Source organism: Lacrimispora sp. (genome assembly GCF_036758025.1).
In the GTDB taxonomy this organism is placed as follows: Bacteria; Bacillota; Clostridia; order Lachnospirales; family Lachnospiraceae; genus Lacrimispora.
This window is the reverse complement of the sequence record NZ_DAIOXM010000001.1, coordinates 460,702-478,571: the sequence shown is the minus strand read 5'-3', so window position 1 is coordinate 478,571 and position 17,870 is coordinate 460,702. Positions and strand designations below refer to the sequence as shown.

Here is a 17,870-nt window from a genome sequence, read left to right as displayed (position 1 = left end):
TTAAGAGCGGTAATCTGCGTTGATTTTTACATAGTCAAAGGTCAGGTCGCAGCCCCAGGCTGTTGCAGAGGCTTCTCCCATCTTGATATCAGCGGTGGCAGTCACCTCTGGCTCTGACAGGATCTTGGTGGCCTCTTCTTCGCTGTAGTCAAGAGCTACACCATTTTCAATGATTTTCAGCTTTCCTGCTGCACTTTCAAAATATAAATCCACCTTTTCCGGGTCAAACATGGCTCCGGAATAACCCATGGCGCAGAGGATACGGCCCCAGTTAGCATCGTGGCCGAAAATGGCTGCCTTAGTCAGGCTGGAGGTGATGACGGATTTTGACAGAGTCACCGCCTGCTCCTTTGTCTCAGCTCCGATGATCTTCACTTCAAACAGGGCGGTGCAGCCTTCTCCGTCTCCTGCCATCTTTTTAGCCAGGGTTTCATTGATGAAATTTAAGGCCTTGCAAAAAGCCTCATAGTCTTCATTTTTTTCTGTAATCTCTTTATTTCCAGCCATGCCGTTGGCGAGAAGGAGGACTGTATCATTGGTGGAGGTATCTCCATCCACGGAAATCATGTTGTAAGTATCCTTGATATCTTCTTTCAGGGCTTCTGTCAGAAGCTCCTTGGAAATGGCCGCGTCTGTGGTGACAAAGCTCAGCATGGTGCACATATCGGGATGAATCATGCCGGAGCCCTTGCACATGCCGCCTATGGTAACGGTCTTTCCTCCGGCTTCAAACTGAACTGCTACTTCCTTTTTCACCGTATCCGTGGTCATGATGGCTGTGGCAGCGGCTGTTCCGCTTTCCTCACTGCTGTCAAGATTTGGAGCCATGGCAGCCACTCCTGCTGCAATCCGGTCCATAGGAAGCTGCCTGCCGATGACTCCTGTAGAAGCTACCAAAACGGAATTGACAGGGATGGAAAGGCATTCTGCCGCCTTCTCCGCTGTTTCTTTGCAGTAGCCCAGGCCTTCTTCTCCTGTACAGGCGTTGGCAACCCCTGCGTTGACCACGACTGCCTGAGCATAGGGGGAGTTTGTTACGATTTCTTTATCCCATTTTACCGGAGCAGCCTTGACAACGTTGGTGGTAAAGGTTCCTGCTGCCTTGGCAGGCACTTCGCTGTAAATCATAGCCATATCTTTCCGGTCTTTATATTTAATTCCTGCTGCTGTAGAGGCGGCCTTAAAGCCCTTTGCCGCCGTTACTCCTCCGCTGATCTGTTTCATATGGATGCTCCTCCCGCTCACTGAACGAATTTTACAATATTTTCTTCTATTAAATCAAAGTTATAATAATTTAAGTCTTCCCTGAAGATCCAGCCTGCCTTTTTCCAGAATTCATTTCCCACTGCATTGGATTTAAAGGCAACCAGGCTGACCTTGCTGATCCCTTCCTCTTTCAGCCGTTTCATGGCTTCCATAGCCATCTGATGCCCCAGTCCCTGCTGACGGCATTTTGACTCCACACAGACGTGGTAGAAAAAGGCCCTCCGCCCGTCGTGTCCGCTGAGAATGGTTCCGACGATTCTGCCCTTATCCTCTGCCACAACGCTGAGGCCGGGGTTTCTCTTTATAAATTTTTCTATGGACTGTCTGGAATCCTCCAGAGCGTATATTCCAAACCCTTTGATTGATGACCAAAGTTCATAAACCTGATCATAGTCCTCCGACTCCATGGTACGAATAATCATAATAATCAGCCGGACCTCCTTTGTTAAAGATTCATTAATGTTTTCTATGGAAACATGGGAATCAGCTTCAAGCCCTTATTTTCAGGAAGTCCGAACATGATATTCATATTCTGAACCGCCTGACCGGCAGCGCCTTTTACCAGATTGTCCATGGCTCCCATCATGATGATCCGGTTTGTTCTTGGATCAATTTTAAAATTCACATCTACAAAATTGCTGCCTTCTACCCATTTTGTCTGAGGAACTACATCCTTTTCCAGTACCCGGACAAAATATTCATTTTTATAATATTTATCATAGGCTGCTTTTACTTCTTCATAGGAAGCTGTTTTAGCAAGGGTTCCGTAGGCTGTAATTAAAATCCCCCGGTTCATGGGGACCAGATGAGGGGTAAAGCTTATGGTCACCGGCTTACCAGCCGCATAAGAAAGCTGTTCCTCTATCTCCGGCGTATGTCTGTGAACTCCTACTCCGTAAGCCTTAATGTTTTCATTGACCTCGCAGTAGAGGGAGTCTACCTTGGCCCCTCTTCCCGCTCCGGAGGTCCCGGACTTGGCGTCAATGATGATGGTGGACGGGTCAATCAGCCCTTCCTTTACCAGAGGATAAATAGATAAAAAGGAACAGGTGGGATAACAGCCCGGGTTGGCAATGAGTCTGGCTTTTTTAATCTCTTCCCTGTTGATTTCCGGCAGGCCATAAACAGCTTCATTTATAAACTGAGGCGTTTTATGCTCCATCTTATACCATGCTTCATAAATATCCACATCTTTAATACGGTAATCTGCACTTAAGTCAATGACCTTTGTCTTTGACAAAATGTCTTCCTTCATTAAAGAAGCTAAAAATCCCTGAGGCGTTGCCGTAAAAATCACATCCACTTTTTCTGCCAAAGCTTCTATATTATCATCCAGACAGGAGTCGTCCACGATCTCAAACATGTTCTGGTAAATAGAAGCGTATTTTTGATCAATATAGCTTTTTGAGCCATACCATAGGATCTCCACATCATCTCTCTGGAGCAAAAGTCTTACCAATTCACCGCCTGCGTATCCGGTGGAGCCAATTATTCCCGCCTTTATCATGATCATCTCTCCTATCTTCCTATATCTGTATTTTTTCATATTTTAATTTTTTAACATTTCATAATTATACAACTCAACTGTATATTATGCAAGTTATTTTTATATTTTTTTATTTAACACTTGCATTTTAACCATTTTTGGTGTATATTTATGAAAGTTCAACAGAAAATAACCATATACTATTGAGGAGGCTTTATAAATGAAAGAAAAAGTTATACTGGCTTATTCCGGCGGACTGGATACAACCGCTATCATCCCATGGTTAAAGGAAAATTTTGATTATGACGTAGTCTGCTGCTGCATCGACTGCGGCCAGGGAAATGAGCTGGATGGACTGGATGAGAGAGCAAAATTGTCCGGCGCGACCAAATTATACATTGAAGACCTGGTTGACGATTTCAGCGACAATTACATTATTCCCTGTGTTCAGGCAAATGCAGTCTACGAGAATAAATATTTATTAGGTACTTCCATGGCACGTCCGGCTATTGCAAAGAGACTGGTGGAAATCGCAAGGAAGGAAGGCGCTACCGCCATCTGCCACGGCGCAACAGGAAAGGGAAATGACCAGATTCGTTTTGAGTTAGGCATCAAGGCTCTGGCTCCTGATTTAAAGATCATTGCTCCATGGAGAATGACCGATGTATGGACCATGCAGTCCAGAGAAGATGAAATCGAGTACTGCAAGCAGCATGGAATCGACCTTCCATTCTCTTCTGACAACAGCTACAGCCGTGACAGAAACTTATGGCACATCAGCCACGAAGGCCTGGAACTGGAAGATCCGGCCAATGAGCCGAATTACGATCACCTTCTGGTGCTGGGTGTTGCTCCGGAAAAGGCTCCTGATGAAGGCGAGTATGTGACCATGGCCTTTGAAAAAGGTATTCCGGTCAGCGTAAACGGTGAAAAGATGAAGGTTTCCGATATCATTGCCAAGTTAAATGAACTGGGCGGCAAGCATGGAATCGGAATCGTGGATATTGTGGAAAACAGGGTCGTTGGTATGAAGTCCAGAGGCGTTTATGAGACTCCAGGCGGAACCATTCTCATGGAAGCACATCAGCAGTTAGAAGAACTGGTTTTAGACCGTGCCACCATGGAAGTTAAGAAGGATATGGGCAATAAATTTGCACAGATCGTATACGAAGGAAAATGGTTTACTCCGCTGAGAGAAGCGATTCAGGCTTTCATTGAATCCACTCAGGAATATGTAACCGGTGAAGTGAAGTTCAAGCTTTACAAGGGCAATATTATTAAGGCCGGAACTACTTCTCCATACTCTTTATACAGTGAGTCCCTGGCATCCTTTACAACCGGTGACCTTTATGACCACCATGATGCTGACGGCTTTATTACTCTCTTTGGCTTACCGTTAAAGGTTCGCGCTATGAAGATGCAGGAAGCTGAAAAGGGAATTAGCGGGAAATAATGTGATACAACATTAAAAAGGGGATTTTCCGATAAAAGAAATAACAGACATGAAGAGAGAAGAAATCCGGCATTTAAGCAGGATTTCTTCTCTCTTTGTTATTTTTCCAGACAGATTCTTTCTACGGGGTTTTACAGGCTTCTTTTAAATCCTTTATTTCTTCCTCTGTAAGTTTTGTGTACTTCATAATCTTTTCCAACGGCTCCCCACTTTGCAACATCTCCAAAGCCATATTTTTTCTTGCTTTGAGTATACCTTGTTCCATTCCCTGTTCTATTCCTTTTCCATAAATGCTCATATTGACAACCTCCCATTCCTCCGATTGCTTCACTTCATTGACAATTGTGTCCAGTTTTACAATTCGCTCATCCTGCACCTTTATATCCGGGTTATCTAATTTTGAGTGTTTCATATATTGGAGCAGGCTAATTAATTCCGGTTCACCGTTTTTACTTTTCATATTGAGAAATAGCTTTTGGGTTCCATCTTCTAATTCCAGTCCCTGTAATTCTTTGCACTGTTCCGTAAACGTGTATTTTGCCAGGTCTTTTCCAAATATATCTTCCTGGGTTATAAATATAATAACAGATGAGGGCAGGTACTTATACCTTGTGTTCTTTCCTGATTTTAATACAGGAGAATCCAAAAGGCCCTGATAATATCTGGCCCGTTTCCTCACATCATCGGAACTGGTGTCGTTCTGCATTTCTGTCACAAACTGGCGGTCATCTGCTGCGACCGCCCAGGCGTCCATTCGTATTGCCCGTTTACCGGACCGGTTCAGAACCACCTGTTCCACTTTTACCTCTGTCAGTTTTAAATTCGGTTCATTCATAATAATACTTAACGTACATTCATATGCTTCCTTGTTTTTCATCACTGATAAAAACAGGGCAAAATCACTTAAATTCAGTTCATCATTTTCCGGCAAAACGTCATTGAGGTTCTCACATTCCATAGTTTGTTCTTCCTTTCGTTTTTATCCAGGAAGAACCTCCGCTCTCCCTGCTGTTTTTTGGGTATAAGCAAGGAGTTCTTGAATATTACAGACTGCTGAAGATCAGCATAAATGAGAATTTTAGATATATTGATTTAGAAATCATTGCTTATTAGTAGTATACCATAGGAGAATACTTGATACAACAGGCTTATGACCCGGTCCAGAATAATAAAAAACAGCGTGCTGTTTCAGATGGGCTGATACCATAATCTGAAACACTTTCCTTACGAATATGCCGGTGGTTGCCGGAAAAACTGACGTAACAAAGCCGCAGGTCATTAAATCCTGCGGCTTTTCTAAGAATCTGCTTATTCATATATCATTCTATTTCTTTCCGAAATCCTCCAGGGTCTTTCCAGCCACCCGGTATGTGGTCCATTCTTCCATAGCTTCTGCTCCCATGGAAAGGTAAAAATCAATACTGGGTTTGTTCCAGTCCAGACATGCCCATTCCAGTCTGCCGCAGCCCCGTTCTGCTGTGATTTCTCCCAGCCTTTTTAACAAGTCCTTACCGATTCCCTTGCCCCTGTACTCCTGATCCACATATAAATCCTCCAGATGGATTCCGGCCCTGCCTAAAAATGTGGAAAAGTTGTGGCAGAAGAGAGCAAAGCCCGCTTCTTTTCCGTCGGCTACGGCAAAAATTACCTCTGCCTTTTTCTTGTCAAAAATCCATTCCTCCAGCAGTTCTTCTGTGGCTACCACTTCCTCAGACATCTTTTCGTACTCAGCCAGTTTTTTGATAAAGGTTAATATTAAGGCTGTGTCTTCCTTTTGTGCATATCTGAATGTCAATTCCATTTCATTTCCTCCTGATTCCAGTTCGTCAACTTGTTTCCAATATCTTTTGATGAATTGCAACTCCCCCTCTGCCAATTATACCAATGCCCATATTTTACAATAAACTAAACATTTATCAAACAATGAGTATATTGAAAACAGAACAACTGCATATGAAATTTAGTTGATACCTATGATCTTTAAGGAATCATATATCGTTTTCGTATGCACCTACCCTGCAACACAAGTTATATTATAGCGAAAATCAGCCAGAAGTCAAACTTTCTGGCTGTTAACTGGGTCTTGCTTCCAGCCACCGAACTCAGCGTTTCTCAGTGACAGCTAATCACACAGGAACATTTCACTCCTCCAAAGAAAAAAGAACCCGTCAATTTAACAAACAGGTTCTTTAATGCTTATCTTTTCATGTCAGTTCCCAAAAATAGAAATCTGAGACAAGGCGTTTCTTAACCGAATTGCATCCCATGGTAAATGTTCTGCTATGGTCAGCCCTACGATTTTCGATACACCAGATACATCATTCAGCAGTCTTACAACTTGCGCCAGGGTCATTTCTCCGATGGCAGCCCCAAATCCCTCCAGATATGGTTCAGCAGGATAGATGGAACGAAAATCATTCGGTGATAATACGTCCAAATCAAAATGAACTGCTATGTGCTGGATATGATTTTCTTTAATCCAGTCAAGCACAGGAATACTGTTATCCAATAATTCTGCAGGCTGAGCGTACCGCAGCTTCATCGTATTAACCATTTGGTCCCTTTCCCGCAATTCTCCATAAATCAGTCCTGCAAGCATTACATTTTCACTTTTAACAGGATTTCTTACTTTTTCTGCAAACTGGGGAGCTCCCTTGCCTATAAGGTTTCCAAGAACCATCTCATGAAGCCTTGTAGAATCTTTCATTGTGGCCACATCAGGATGGGCATCCAGCCATAAAATGCCCATATTCTTACCATATTTGCCATTTAAATAATCAAAGGGTACCTGAGAAACAGCACAATCCCCGCCAAAAACAATAACCTTATCTGGATTTTTCCTCTCTAAAATATCATAAGTTTCATCCATCTGTGTCAGAAGAGCAGACTCTCCCTCAATTCCATTTTCAACAATTAAGTCTTTACTATAATCCTGATTAACCGGGACCTGAATTGTCTCTGCATCACCATCAGGAGGAGCTATATGCACCAGCAGCTGGAAACCAAAGATATAATTAGGATTATTGCCGCCCTGCCATTGCGGAAGAACCAGCCTTAATGTCTTTTTATTGTGATCCATTTTAAAGTTTCCTCCCTTTTACATACTAAATATGCAACAACAATTTACTTACAATTCGTTTCTTAAAAAAACCAATCAAAGGGCCAACACAAAAAGCCAGCAAAATTGTTCCAATATTGATAGGTCCTTTCAGTAAAATGGCAATAACAGCCACCATCGTATCCAATACAACCCTCAGTTTAAACGCATTTCTGCCTAACCGTTCACTCATAATAAAGGAAAAGCAATCATAGGGAACCATACCCAGATCACAGCTCATATAAATTGACATTCCAAATGCTATAATAAGCATTCCTATGAAAAATATGAAAAACCTGATTATCAGCACAAAATCAAAGGTTATCAGCTGGAAAACAGCCCAATTAAAAAACTGTAAAAAGTATCCAAACATGACCATAGGAATGACGCTGCCTATTCCCAAATACTTTTTATTCAAGAAAAAGACTAAAATTGCTATTGCCAACTGAACAAGTAAAATCATGGTTCCAAGCTGAATGTTTGCAATTGCAGATAAGTCGGCACAAAATGCATTAAATGGGTCAATTCCCAATGCCGTATTGTTACATACAGCAGTTCCAAGAGCCATCAGCAATATTCCAGCAATCAATACAATTATTTTTCTCATAGACAAGACCCAAACAGACTTGCACCGTTTGTACTAATCACTTCTTTGTACCAATAAAAACTCTTTTTCCTATATCTTTCCAGGCTGCCGCTTCCATCGTTATGTTTATCAACATAGATATAGCCGTATCTTTTTTTCATTTCTGAGATGGAGTTGCTTACAACATCAATAGGACCCCAGCTTGTGTAACCAAGCAATTCAACGCCATCCTGAATGGCTTCATATGCCTGCTGTAAATGGGCTTTGAGATAGGTGATCCTGTAGTCATCATTTACGGTATAGCCACCCGCTCCATCCAATACCAATTCATCCTGAGCACCTAATCCATTTTCGACAATAAATAAAGGTAACTGATAACGGTCATAAAATTGATTCAAGGCATATCTCAGCCCTTTGGGGTCAATCTGCCAGCCCCAATCAGAAGATTCCAAATAAGGATTTTTCACAGCACTTTTTACATTTCCTAATTCTTTTTCCTTGCTTTCATCTGCAGTTGCACAATATGACATATAGTAGCTGAAAGAAATAAAATCAACGGTATGTTTCATCAATTCTGCATCTTCTTCTGTTATTTCAATTTGAATGTTATTTTCCCTGAAATACCGTTTCATATAACCGGGATAATTTCCTCTGGCATGAACATCTGCAAAGAACAAGGTTTCCCTGTCCCGCTTCATGGTTTCCAACATATCATCCGGATCAGGTGTCAAGGGATAATGAGGACTATTGGCTACCATGCAACCAATCTTGAAATCAGGATTGATTCCATGACCAATCTTCGTTGCCAGGCCGCTGGCTACAAATTGGTGATGGATTGCCTGATATAAAACTTGTTTATCAGCTTCATCCGGTTTTGCTTGAATGCCTGCACCGTTAAAAGGAGCATCTAAGATAACATTGATTTCATTAAATGTAAGCCAATAGCGAACCTTATCCTTATATCTGGTATAAATAGTTTCTACAAAATGTTTATAGAAACCAATCATTTTGCGGTTTGTCCAGCCACCATACTCTAAGGCCAGGTGCAAGGGAATTTCAAAGTGAACTAATGTAATCATAGGCTCAATTCCGTATTTCGTCAATTCGTCAATGAGATTATCGTAAAATTGCAAGCCTTTTTCGTTTGGTTCTTCTTCATCGCCATTAGGGAAAATCCTTGCCCAGGAAATTGAGATTCGCAGCATCTTAAAGCCCATTTCAGCAAACAGCTTCACATCTTCTTTATATCTGTGGTAAAAATCGATTGCTTCTTTTTTTAAGTAATTGTCTGGCGGAGGGATGACGATGTCTCCAAAAACGCCATAAGGCATAGCATCACCTGTTGTCCACTTTTTCCCGTCTTCTAAGGCTGCACCCTCACACTGGCTGGCAGCTAGAGCACCGCCCCATAAAAAGTTCTTTGGAAAGGCTTTTTCTGAAAAATCTTTCATTATTTTCCTCACTTTCTTAATAAGGCAGTGCAAATCTCTTTACACCGCCTTTTATGATTTGCCTTATTAACCTTTATTGGCAGCCAATTTCAGGAGTGAATCACCAAATTTTACTTGCTTTTGTGTGGTTTTATCAATGCTATCGTACATATGTGTATTAGTAATGAGAACCGGGGTGATGATATCGTAACCAGCCTGCGTAATCTCGTCCATATTAAACTCGAGAAGCAAATCACCCTTGGCGATGGCATCTCCCTGTTTTACATGAACATGAAATCCTTTTCCCTTTAACTCAACCGTATCCAATCCAACATGAACCACTACTTCACAACCATCATGACTTTTCAGCCCCAGTGCGTGTTTTGTTTCAAAAGCAGCCTCTACAACTCCATCAAATGGGGCAAATACCTTACCTTCCGATGGACGAATGGCAATCCCATCTCCCATCATCTTTGCAGAAAACACTTTATCATTTACATCTTCTAATTTAATGATTTCTCCTGAAAGCGGGCTAAAAACCTCTTGATCCACCAAAGTATTTACTGAAATACTTTCACCTGACCCAGCCGGTGTATCTTCTGTTTCCTCTGGAATATCTTCAAAGCCAAGGATATTGGTCAAAATAAAGGCAACGACAAATGCTATCATAAAGGAAATGACATACCAAACAAAGGTTGGTCCTAAAAATAATGGAAGGCCAATAATAGGGCCTGTGGCAACACCTAATGATTCAACCTTAAAGAATGCTGCAATGCCTCCGCCTATTCCACCGCCTATACAAACAGGAATCAAAGTCTTTTTCAGCCGTAAGTGAACACCAAATAAAGCCGGCTCTGTAATTCCTAAGGTTGCACTGACAGCTGCAGCATTGACAAGGGATTTAAACTTTCGATTCTTTGTTCTGAAATAAACTGCCCATGCAGAACCGGCTTGTGCTGAATTAGAGGCAACCTGAAGCCCCAAAATATAGTCTTTACCATATTTAGCAATAGTCTGAAGCATGACTGGCCCTAAACCAGTGTGCATTCCAGCCATAACTAAGAAGGGCATACCTGCACCAATCAATACACCTGCGACTACTCTGAAAGGTGACATATAGAGCGCCATGATTCCAGCACCAATTGCATCACCTAATATCTTTCCAAGAGGTCCTATGGTTGCTAAAACGATAGGAGCAGTAATCAGCATGGTAAGTAAGGGTACGAACACAGTTCGTAAAATAGCCGGAAGAATCTTATTCACAAATTTTTCAACGTAAGACATAAATAAAACGCCAAAAATGATTGGAATAACAGAACTGCCATAACTCATGCTGATAATTGGAATCCCTAAAAATCTTAACGTTGTTGAAGCCCCCATCATGGCAATTAAATTTGGATGCAGCATAATTCCAGCTAACATCCCCGCAAGATAGGGGTTACACTTAAACCTGATTCCCGAACTGTAAGCAAGAAATATTGGCAGGAAATAAAAGCCTGCATCAGAGAAAATGTTCAAGAAACCGAATAATTCACTTTCCGGCTGCACCAGATTTGCAAACATTAAGGCAAACAGAACACCTTTCAGTAAACCGGCACCGATAATGACTGGTAAAACGGGTGAGAAGATGCTTGAAACTGTTTCCAGAAAACGGTTGAAAATATTTGTTTTAGCTTGGGAATCTGAACTGTTTAGGTTATTTCCCTGCAGTTTTACCAATGGCACAAATGCTTCGTGGACACTTTTTACTTTGCCGCCAAGAATCACCTGTAACTGATTACTTCCAACCTGATTAACTCCCAACACACCCGGTAAGTTTTCAAGCTCGCTTTTTTTAACGTTTCCATTATCTTTGACGCTTAATCTTAACCGTGTCATGCAATGAGTCACAGCAGTTATATTGGACTCCCCTCCACTTAATCTGAGGATTTCCTTTGCCAGTTGAGCATCGTTCATGCTTCTACCTCCATAAAAGTATGTTATATGAAATCATCGTAAAGCGCTTTTACTAGCCCTTATGGTAGCGTAACATTGTGACATTTGCAATAGACAGAGGTGTGATTGTTCCCAAAGTTTCACATATATGTATAATATGAATCTATATTTGATACCAAGGGTTCAAAAAAAGAAAAACTGCTGCTTTCTTCATCTGAAAACAACAGCTTTGCTGATTATTATAGCTTGTAATTATAATCCTGATACTTTATAACATCAATGGAGTCTTTTAAATTTTTATCAAAATCGGTTACCAAAAGAGCGGCAAATAAAACGTCAAACACATACGTCATTGAAATGAACGGAGTTAAAACTTCCAGACTCATGATCAAAGTTTTCTGAAAAACCTCAATATATTCATCACATAATTGTTTTAAATCTGATGATTCACCTCCGCCTATGCCCAACAAATAGATCCCTGCTTTCTTTAAATACTTTGCCGCCCGTATCATGGCTGGATTTCTGCCTGTAAAGGATAAAATAATTGCAACCGTTTTTTTATTTCGGATTGCCATTACATAATGTTCATTGATCCCTGTATGTACAGAACAATCCTTTCCAATGGAAAGAAGTTTAAATACTGCACTGGAGGCACAAGTCGCAGATATGCCTCCGTAGTAAATATCAACTTTTTCCGCATCTTTTAACCGTTGAATAACCTTTTTCAAAACACTGTAATCCAGCATCATCTTTGTATTACTGATTGCTGTATCATAAACAGAGGGAATGATATTGGTGATATCCTTTAACGAACTGCTTTTATTTACCGGTTCCTGTGCCAGCAATGCCCTTAAACGGGATTTCTCATTCATTTCAAACCCTATTTTACGTTTAAAATCATCGTAGCTGCTTTCCCCAAGTTTTTTGCAAAACCTGAATATAGATGCCTTGCTGGTAAATGTTTTCTCGCCTAATTCCTTTGCAGTCAAATCTATGATGTCAAATGGATTTTGCAATATATAATCAGCTATCAGAATTTCAGAATTAGTAAAGTTCTCCTTTTTTTCTAATAATTCAATGATCATAACATCCCTCCCGGCTTTGCTTTGTATTTTCTCTTGCTTTCTTTCGACAGCTTGATCTTTTCCTGTCCGTTACGGCTGCCAAGTACCCATGATTCCATTATATTTCTTTTGCAGAAAACATACAAGCCGAAGTATAAAACACCCATGACGATTTTCCATACCTTTCTGAGCAATAGAAAAGCCGTAGGACTTTACAATCCTACGGCAAATCTTACAAACTGAAAACTCTTTATGGAAGTGGCACATAGATGCATCAGCCTTTTGCGCATATCTGAATGTCAATTCCATTTCACTTTCTCCTGATCTCAATTTGTCAATGTTTTTCCAATACCCGTTTGATGCGGGGCATCATTTTCTTCGTATAAATATATCCGTCATCCATACATTTTTCCATGCACCCAAAGGTCAAAAGCCCTGCCTGGTTGGGCAGCGGGGGCTTTAACAGCAATATTTCTTCTTTGGAACGGCAGTCTTTTAATTCACGGCTCATAATGGAAAAGGAATGGAATGCGGTTTCAATGATGGAATAGTCGTGAGGCCTTTCATATTCTTCTCCCACATCCACGGCTATGATCCGGGATTCCCCCGCTGCTGCCAGAAGGTCTACCGGAAGGTTGTTTGTCACCCCGCCGTCTGTCAGCAGCCAGCCGTTCATTTCCCTTGGACAGAATACAGCGGGAACCGAAGAACTGGCCATGATGATATCACAGAGCTGGCCCTTGTGTTCCCATCTCACGTGCTCCTGCCTTAAGGCGGAAAGGGGCATGTCAGCTCCGAACAGGTTGGTAAAGACCACCGTATTTCCGCTGTTAATGTCCACGGTCGGGACTAGCAGCCCTTTACAGTCTCCTTCAATTCCAAGACCGTCTGTCAGTCCGCAGAGAAACTTCTGAAGCCTGTTTCCTTTTATGAGACCTTTTAAACTGGTTTCCCTTCCCAGGAGCATCTGGGGTAAGAATAGGATAATTCCTGAAATATCCGGATCAAGATAGCTTCTTCCGTGTCTGGTGAGCCACCGGATCACTTCCCGCATCTCTCCGATTCCCAGACCCGCAGCATAAAGCCCTGCCACCATGCTGCCGGAGCTGGCTCCTGCGATCCGGTCAGGTAGAAGTCCTTCTTCCTCCAATGCCGTCAGTACGCCTACATGGGCAGCTCCTCTGGCACCTCCGCCGCCCAATACCAGTCCATAATCCGCCACGTTCATTTCCCCGCTTTTCAGCCTTGTTTCAGGAAAATGTATGCTGCCTATATGCTAATTATACATACGAAAACTGGAGTCTGGTGAAATTAAGGAGTATTCCTTAGCTGCAGTGACCCATTCATGTATTTAAAACTCTATATTAAGTTTTCTGTACAGTGCATTTTTTATCAGCTCAACGGAAGTTTCATCTCCCAATTCTGCATTATTCAGCATAATGTCATAATTATCCGGGTCCCTCCAGTTGCGGCCTCCGGTGTAGTATTTATAATAATCTTTTCGATACCCGTTGGATTTCAATACCATGTGTTCCGCTTCCTCTGCTGAGACATTCATCCGTTCCATTACCCGGCGGATACAGTAATCAAGAGGGGAGCCGATATAAACTCTCAGTATCCGGCTGTAATCCCGCAGTACATAGTCCGCACATTTACCCACAATAATACAGTTCTCCAATTTGGGCAGTTCTCTGATAATGTGTGCCTGAAATTCAAACAAACGGTCATCAGATTTAAACTCTTCCGACTTGGGATGGGGAGTAAAGCGCTTTTGTATCTTGCTTAACTGGGAGTGAAGATAGCTTCCTCTGAGCTTCTCATCCACCTCCACGAAGTCGTACTCATCCCGGCCGCTGTATTTAGCTGCAAGCGTCAGAATCCGGTTCTCATAACTGTGAATTCCCAGCTCATCAGCCAGCTTTGCACCTATCACACGGCCTCCGCTCCCAAAATTGCGTGCAATTGTTATCACATAGTTTTCCATGTATACCCCCTTACCCAATGTCACTGATTGGTCTTGGTTTAATACCGGCCGGAATCGGGATATATGTCTGCCCTTCCAATTCTTCCTTCCATTCCGCTCTCGCAGCTGCAATCTTTTCCGGCTGCTCCAGCATCTTCATGGCGGCCAGGGCCAGGGCCTTTCCGGCATACAGCAGTCCTTTATGTGCAACACTTGATTTTCCCTGGGAAACTGCCTGCCAGGAATGAGCCGGTGTATAAGGCGCCCATGTGACCGTATGGATCTGAGAAGTGGGGCACATCCAGCTTGTATCCGCCACATCGGTAGATCCTGCCCCAGTCTTGACAAGGTGAATGTCCTCGTAGGGGACAATAAAATCAGCAATGCGATTGCTGCGGTTGGCCTTTAAGAAGGCTTTGTTCTCCGGAAGCAGGTGATCGTCAATTAATTCATTGAATTTCTGCTCCGCTCCTTCCGGTGCCGTTTTTGTATAAGCGGCGGCTTTCACATATTCTTCTTTTGTATACTCCGGAATTCCGATCTCATTCATTGCCTCATACAGTACTTTCTCCAAAACCCGGTTGGGGATAACATTTGCACACGACTTTATGAGCTGGGACTCCACCGTTGTCTCGGTCATAAGTGCCGCTCCTTCTGCAATTTTGTTGACTCGCTGATAAAGCTCATAAGCCAGCTTGACCTTAGGTGCACGGATCAGATAAATCGCCTTGGCCTGGCTCTGCACCACGTTAGGGGAAAAGCCTCCGGTATTGGTTATGGCATAGTGAATCCGTGCCTGATCAAGCATGTGTTCCCGCAGAAAGTTTGTACCTACATTCATAAGCTCCAGGGCATCGAGGGCACTCCGTCCCATCTCAGGACAGCCCGCTGCATGTGCACTGCGCCCTGTAAACGAATAGAGCACCTGGAAATTTGCCAGAGAGCTGTCTTTATACACTTCATTGACAGCTCCCGGATGCCAGGTCATTGCAAAATCCAGATCCTGAAAGGCCCCGTCCCGCGCCATAAATGCCTTGCCCGAACCGCCCTCTTCCCCGGGACAGCCGTAATAGACAACAGTGCCCTTATGACCATCGTCCAGATACTGTTTCATTGCCAAAACGGCCGCTACAGAACCGGCCCCCAGCAGATTGTGTCCGCAGCCATGACCACTTTCCCCAGGAACATCATCGATTTTCTCCACTGACTCAGCAACCTGGCTCATTCCTGACAAAGCGTCAAACTCACCTAAGAATCCAATCCTGGGTGAGCCGCTTCCATATTCCGCAGTAAATGCTGTCTCAACACCGTACACACCCTTTTTTACCGTAAATCCTTCTTTCGCAAGAAATGCAGTCAGTGCTTCTACAGACCGTGTCTCAGAAAAGGCGGTCTCAGCGTATGCCCATATTTCATCGCTCAGCTGATTGATTGCATCTGATTTTGCATCAATCACTTCCAGATAACGCATTAAGTCTGAATCCATTTTCTATTCCTCCCATTCTACTTTCACATTCTATTCCTGCACTGTGTTATGGTCTTCATAAAGCAGACATGCCACCTTATGCCCCGGAGCTACCTCCTTCAAACTGGGTATCACCAGGGAACAGGCCTCTGTCGCATAAGGACAGCGTGTATGGAAAACACATCCGGAGGGGGGATTCATGGGTGACGGCAGATCCCCCTCCAATGAAATACGCTCCTTCTTTACTTTCGGGTCCGGATTGGGCACTGCTGAAAGAAGTACTTTGGCATAGGGGTGTCTGGTATTTTGAAACAGCTCTTCTGTCTCCGCCTCCTCAACCAGATGTCCCAGATACATGACGCCAACCCGGTCGGAAACGTATTTTACCACACTCATATCATGAGCAATAAACAAAAAGGATATATTGTCTTTTTCCCGCAAATCCTGAAGCAGATTGATGATCTGCGCCTGGATAGAAACGTCCAGGGCGGAGACGGGTTCATCGCAGACAATTACCTTGGGGTTTAATATTAATGCACGGGCAAGCCCGATTCTCTGCCTCTGCCCTCCTGAAAATTCATGGGGATAACGGTAAAAATGTTCCGGCCGCAAGCCGACTTTTCCCATGATCTCCATGGCAATGTCCAGCCGTTCCTTTTTGGTGCCTATTTTATGTATTTCCAGTGCCTCCATCAGAATCTCTCCCACCTTTTGACGCGGATTCAAGGATGTGTACGGGTCCTGAAATACCATTTGAATATTTCTGCGCAGTTCTGTCATATCCTGTTCTTTCGTCTTGGTAATATCTTTGCCAAGCACTTCCACCACACCGTCTGTGGGGTCAAGCAAGCGGATAAGCGTCCTGCCAAGCGTACTCTTTCCGCACCCGGTTTCTCCGACCAGACCGTAAATTTCACCTTCATGCAGAGTAATATCCACACCGTCCACAGCTTTCACATAATGGCTGGGCCGTCCAAGCCCGGCATGAACCGGAAAATATTTTTTTACCTGCTTCCCTTGAAGAACAACCCGCTTCTTCTCTGCTGTTTCCATCTGTGTGCCTCCTTCCAGGCCAAGCGAATATTGCAATCCGCTCCGCTGCTTGCTTGATTCGGTTAAGATAATAAGTGATGAGCCCCTGCTGCATAGTGACAGCGGACTTTCTGCGTATTCTCTGCAGCGGTTAACTGCGGCATCACTGCCCGGCAATGATCCGTTGCCTGGGGGCAGCGGGGGGCAAACCGGCAGCCTTCCGGAATCTGGTTAAGCAGCGGTACTGTTCCCGTGATTTGATGGAGACGCTCCCCTTTTTTGCTGTCCAGTTTCGGTATGGAAGACATCAGGCCCTGGGTGTAGGGATGGAGGGGGTGATCAAAAATGTCTTCAACCAGCCCTTCTTCCACAATCTGCCCCAGGTACATAACGATGACACGCTTACACGTTTCCGCAACTACGGCCAGGTCATGGGTGATCAGCATGACGCCCATGTCAAGCTTCTGATTCATCTCCACAATCAAATCCATGATCTGGGCCTGAATCGTCACATCCAGTGCCGTGGTTGGCTCATCGGCAATGAGAATCTGAGGCCGGCACGCCAGGGCAACTGCAATCATAACCCTCTGGCGCATGCCTCCTGAGAGTTCAAACGGATACTGGTAAAATCTCCTTTCCGGATCTGGTATTCCTACCAGCCGGAGCATTTCCACCGCCTTCTCTTTTGCCTCTTTTTTTGATATTTTACGGTGGATTAGCAAGGATTCCATGATCTGGTTTCCCACTGTAAACACCGGATTTAAGGAGCTTAAGGCATCTTGAAATACCATGGAGATTTTCTCACCCCTGATATCCTGCATCTTCCGGACAGAAAAATCAAAAAGGTTTTCCCCGCAAAACAACACCTCTCCATCGTACCTGGCCAATTGTTTTTCATCGTACAGACGCAGGATTGACTGGGAAGTTACACTTTTCCCGCATCCCGACTCGCCGACAATTCCAAGCATCTCCCCTTTATATACATCGAAGGAAACACCATCAATGGCCTTCAGATACCCACGCTCTGTTTTAAACTGGGTCGTCAATTCCCTGACTTCCAGAAGCCTCTCTTCCATAGTGTTCTCCTTTCTCC

General features: G+C 43.5%; 16 protein-coding genes. 1 reads left to right on the top strand and 15 read right to left on the bottom strand.

The window, feature by feature from the left end:
- Genes argJ through argC form a run of 3 tightly spaced genes read right to left on the bottom strand, consistent with a single transcriptional unit; the run spans position 1 to position 2,773 of the window.
- Positions 1-1,224 (bottom strand): bifunctional glutamate N-acetyltransferase/amino-acid acetyltransferase ArgJ, encoded by a 1,224-nt coding sequence (argJ, locus tag V7M78_RS02255; protein WP_333645989.1) that lies wholly within the window; start codon positions 1,222-1,224, stop codon positions 1-3.
- Between the two features lie 17 nt (positions 1,225-1,241).
- Positions 1,242-1,688: a GNAT family N-acetyltransferase gene (locus V7M78_RS02250; RefSeq protein WP_333645987.1), complete on the bottom strand. Its 447-nt coding sequence runs from the start codon at positions 1,686-1,688 to the stop codon at positions 1,242-1,244.
- A gap of 44 nt (positions 1,689-1,732) precedes the next feature.
- Positions 1,733-2,773, bottom strand: coding sequence for an N-acetyl-gamma-glutamyl-phosphate reductase (argC, locus tag V7M78_RS02245; protein WP_333645985.1), 1,041 nt, complete (start codon positions 2,771-2,773; stop codon positions 1,733-1,735).
- Positions 2,774-2,972: 199 nt separating this feature from the next.
- On the opposite strand from argC, the gene V7M78_RS02240 reads away from it, so the two are divergent.
- The gene (locus V7M78_RS02240; RefSeq protein ID WP_333645983.1) at positions 2,973-4,205 is read left to right on the top strand and encodes an argininosuccinate synthase; all 1,233 of its coding nucleotides are present in this window, start codon (positions 2,973-2,975) and stop codon (positions 4,203-4,205) included.
- Positions 4,206-4,326: 121 nt separating this feature from the next.
- Here V7M78_RS02240 and V7M78_RS02235 read toward each other — a convergent pair whose 3' ends face one another.
- The 12 genes from V7M78_RS02235 to V7M78_RS02180 all read right to left on the bottom strand — a co-directional run bounded on the left by V7M78_RS02235 (position 4,327) and on the right by V7M78_RS02180 (position 17,853).
- Positions 4,327-5,163 (bottom strand): Rpn family recombination-promoting nuclease/putative transposase, encoded by an 837-nt coding sequence (locus V7M78_RS02235; RefSeq protein WP_333645980.1) that lies wholly within the window; start codon positions 5,161-5,163, stop codon positions 4,327-4,329.
- Positions 5,164-5,529: 366 nt separating this feature from the next.
- Positions 5,530-6,006 carry a GNAT family N-acetyltransferase gene (locus V7M78_RS02230; protein WP_333645978.1) on the bottom strand — a complete coding sequence of 159 codons (477 nt, stop codon included), beginning with the start codon at positions 6,004-6,006 and terminating at the stop codon, positions 5,530-5,532.
- Positions 6,007-6,414: 408 nt separating this feature from the next.
- Positions 6,415-7,284, bottom strand: a complete 870-nt coding sequence (locus V7M78_RS02225; protein WP_333645976.1) for an arginase family protein — start codon at positions 7,282-7,284, stop codon at positions 6,415-6,417.
- A 25-nt stretch (positions 7,285-7,309) separates the two neighbouring features.
- Positions 7,310-7,909: a YczE/YyaS/YitT family protein gene (locus V7M78_RS02220; protein ID WP_333645974.1), complete on the bottom strand. Its 600-nt coding sequence runs from the start codon at positions 7,907-7,909 to the stop codon at positions 7,310-7,312.
- Entirely contained in the window at positions 7,906-9,339 is a 1,434-nt protein-coding gene (locus tag V7M78_RS02215; RefSeq protein ID WP_333645972.1) for a glycoside hydrolase family 1 protein, read from the bottom strand. The genes V7M78_RS02220 and V7M78_RS02215 overlap by 4 nt, the downstream gene beginning before the upstream one ends.
- Before the next feature lie 66 nt (positions 9,340-9,405).
- Entirely contained in the window at positions 9,406-11,274 is a 1,869-nt protein-coding gene (locus V7M78_RS02210; RefSeq protein ID WP_333645970.1) for a beta-glucoside-specific PTS transporter subunit IIABC, read from the bottom strand.
- 218 nt (positions 11,275-11,492) lie between these two features.
- Complete coding sequence (locus V7M78_RS02205) at positions 11,493-12,338, bottom strand: MurR/RpiR family transcriptional regulator (RefSeq protein ID WP_333645968.1); 846 nt, start codon at positions 12,336-12,338, stop codon at positions 11,493-11,495.
- Between the two features lie 313 nt (positions 12,339-12,651).
- Positions 12,652-13,545 (bottom strand): patatin-like phospholipase family protein, encoded by an 894-nt coding sequence (locus V7M78_RS02200; protein WP_442914610.1) that lies wholly within the window; start codon positions 13,543-13,545, stop codon positions 12,652-12,654.
- A gap of 123 nt (positions 13,546-13,668) precedes the next feature.
- Positions 13,669-14,301 (bottom strand): cytidylate kinase-like family protein, encoded by a 633-nt coding sequence (locus V7M78_RS02195; protein WP_333645965.1) that lies wholly within the window; start codon positions 14,299-14,301, stop codon positions 13,669-13,671.
- 10 nt (positions 14,302-14,311) lie between these two features.
- Positions 14,312-15,766 (bottom strand): amidohydrolase, encoded by a 1,455-nt coding sequence (locus V7M78_RS02190; protein ID WP_333645963.1) that lies wholly within the window; start codon positions 15,764-15,766, stop codon positions 14,312-14,314.
- A gap of 30 nt (positions 15,767-15,796) precedes the next feature.
- Positions 15,797-16,798, bottom strand: coding sequence for an ABC transporter ATP-binding protein (locus V7M78_RS02185; protein WP_333645961.1), 1,002 nt, complete (start codon positions 16,796-16,798; stop codon positions 15,797-15,799).
- 62 nt (positions 16,799-16,860) lie between these two features.
- On the bottom strand, positions 16,861-17,853 hold the full coding sequence (locus tag V7M78_RS02180; RefSeq protein WP_333645959.1) for an ABC transporter ATP-binding protein: 993 nt from the start codon (positions 17,851-17,853) through the stop codon (positions 16,861-16,863).
- Between the last annotated feature and the right edge of the window lie 17 nt (positions 17,854-17,870).

Excerpts from the sequence above, each read along its gene's own strand:
- argJ (WP_333645989.1), bottom strand. The coding sequence starts at position 1,224 with ATGAAACAGATCAGCGGAGGAGTAACGGCGGCAAAGGGCTTTAAGGCC.
- V7M78_RS02250 (WP_333645987.1), bottom strand. The coding sequence starts at position 1,688 with ATGATTATTCGTACCATGGAGTCGGAGGACTATGATCAGGTTTATGAA.
- argC (WP_333645985.1), bottom strand. The coding sequence starts at position 2,773 with ATGATAAAGGCGGGAATAATTGGCTCCACCGGATACGCAGGCGGTGAA.
- V7M78_RS02240 (WP_333645983.1), top strand. The coding sequence starts at position 2,973 with ATGAAAGAAAAAGTTATACTGGCTTATTCCGGCGGACTGGATACAACC.
- V7M78_RS02235 (WP_333645980.1), bottom strand. The coding sequence starts at position 5,163 with ATGGAATGTGAGAACCTCAATGACGTTTTGCCGGAAAATGATGAACTG.
- V7M78_RS02230 (WP_333645978.1), bottom strand. The coding sequence starts at position 6,006 with ATGGAATTGACATTCAGATATGCACAAAAGGAAGACACAGCCTTAATA.
- V7M78_RS02225 (WP_333645976.1), bottom strand. The coding sequence starts at position 7,284 with ATGGATCACAATAAAAAGACATTAAGGCTGGTTCTTCCGCAATGGCAG.
- V7M78_RS02220 (WP_333645974.1), bottom strand. The coding sequence starts at position 7,909 with ATGAGAAAAATAATTGTATTGATTGCTGGAATATTGCTGATGGCTCTT.
- V7M78_RS02215 (WP_333645972.1), bottom strand. The coding sequence starts at position 9,339 with ATGAAAGATTTTTCAGAAAAAGCCTTTCCAAAGAACTTTTTATGGGGC.
- V7M78_RS02210 (WP_333645970.1), bottom strand. The coding sequence starts at position 11,274 with ATGAACGATGCTCAACTGGCAAAGGAAATCCTCAGATTAAGTGGAGGG.
- V7M78_RS02205 (WP_333645968.1), bottom strand. The coding sequence starts at position 12,338 with ATGATCATTGAATTATTAGAAAAAAAGGAGAACTTTACTAATTCTGAA.
- V7M78_RS02200 (WP_442914610.1), bottom strand. The coding sequence starts at position 13,545 with ATGAACGTGGCGGATTATGGACTGGTATTGGGCGGCGGAGGTGCCAGA.
- V7M78_RS02195 (WP_333645965.1), bottom strand. The coding sequence starts at position 14,301 with ATGGAAAACTATGTGATAACAATTGCACGCAATTTTGGGAGCGGAGGC.
- V7M78_RS02190 (WP_333645963.1), bottom strand. The coding sequence starts at position 15,766 with ATGGATTCAGACTTAATGCGTTATCTGGAAGTGATTGATGCAAAATCA.
- V7M78_RS02185 (WP_333645961.1), bottom strand. The coding sequence starts at position 16,798 with ATGGAAACAGCAGAGAAGAAGCGGGTTGTTCTTCAAGGGAAGCAGGTA.
- V7M78_RS02180 (WP_333645959.1), bottom strand. The coding sequence starts at position 17,853 with ATGGAAGAGAGGCTTCTGGAAGTCAGGGAATTGACGACCCAGTTTAAA.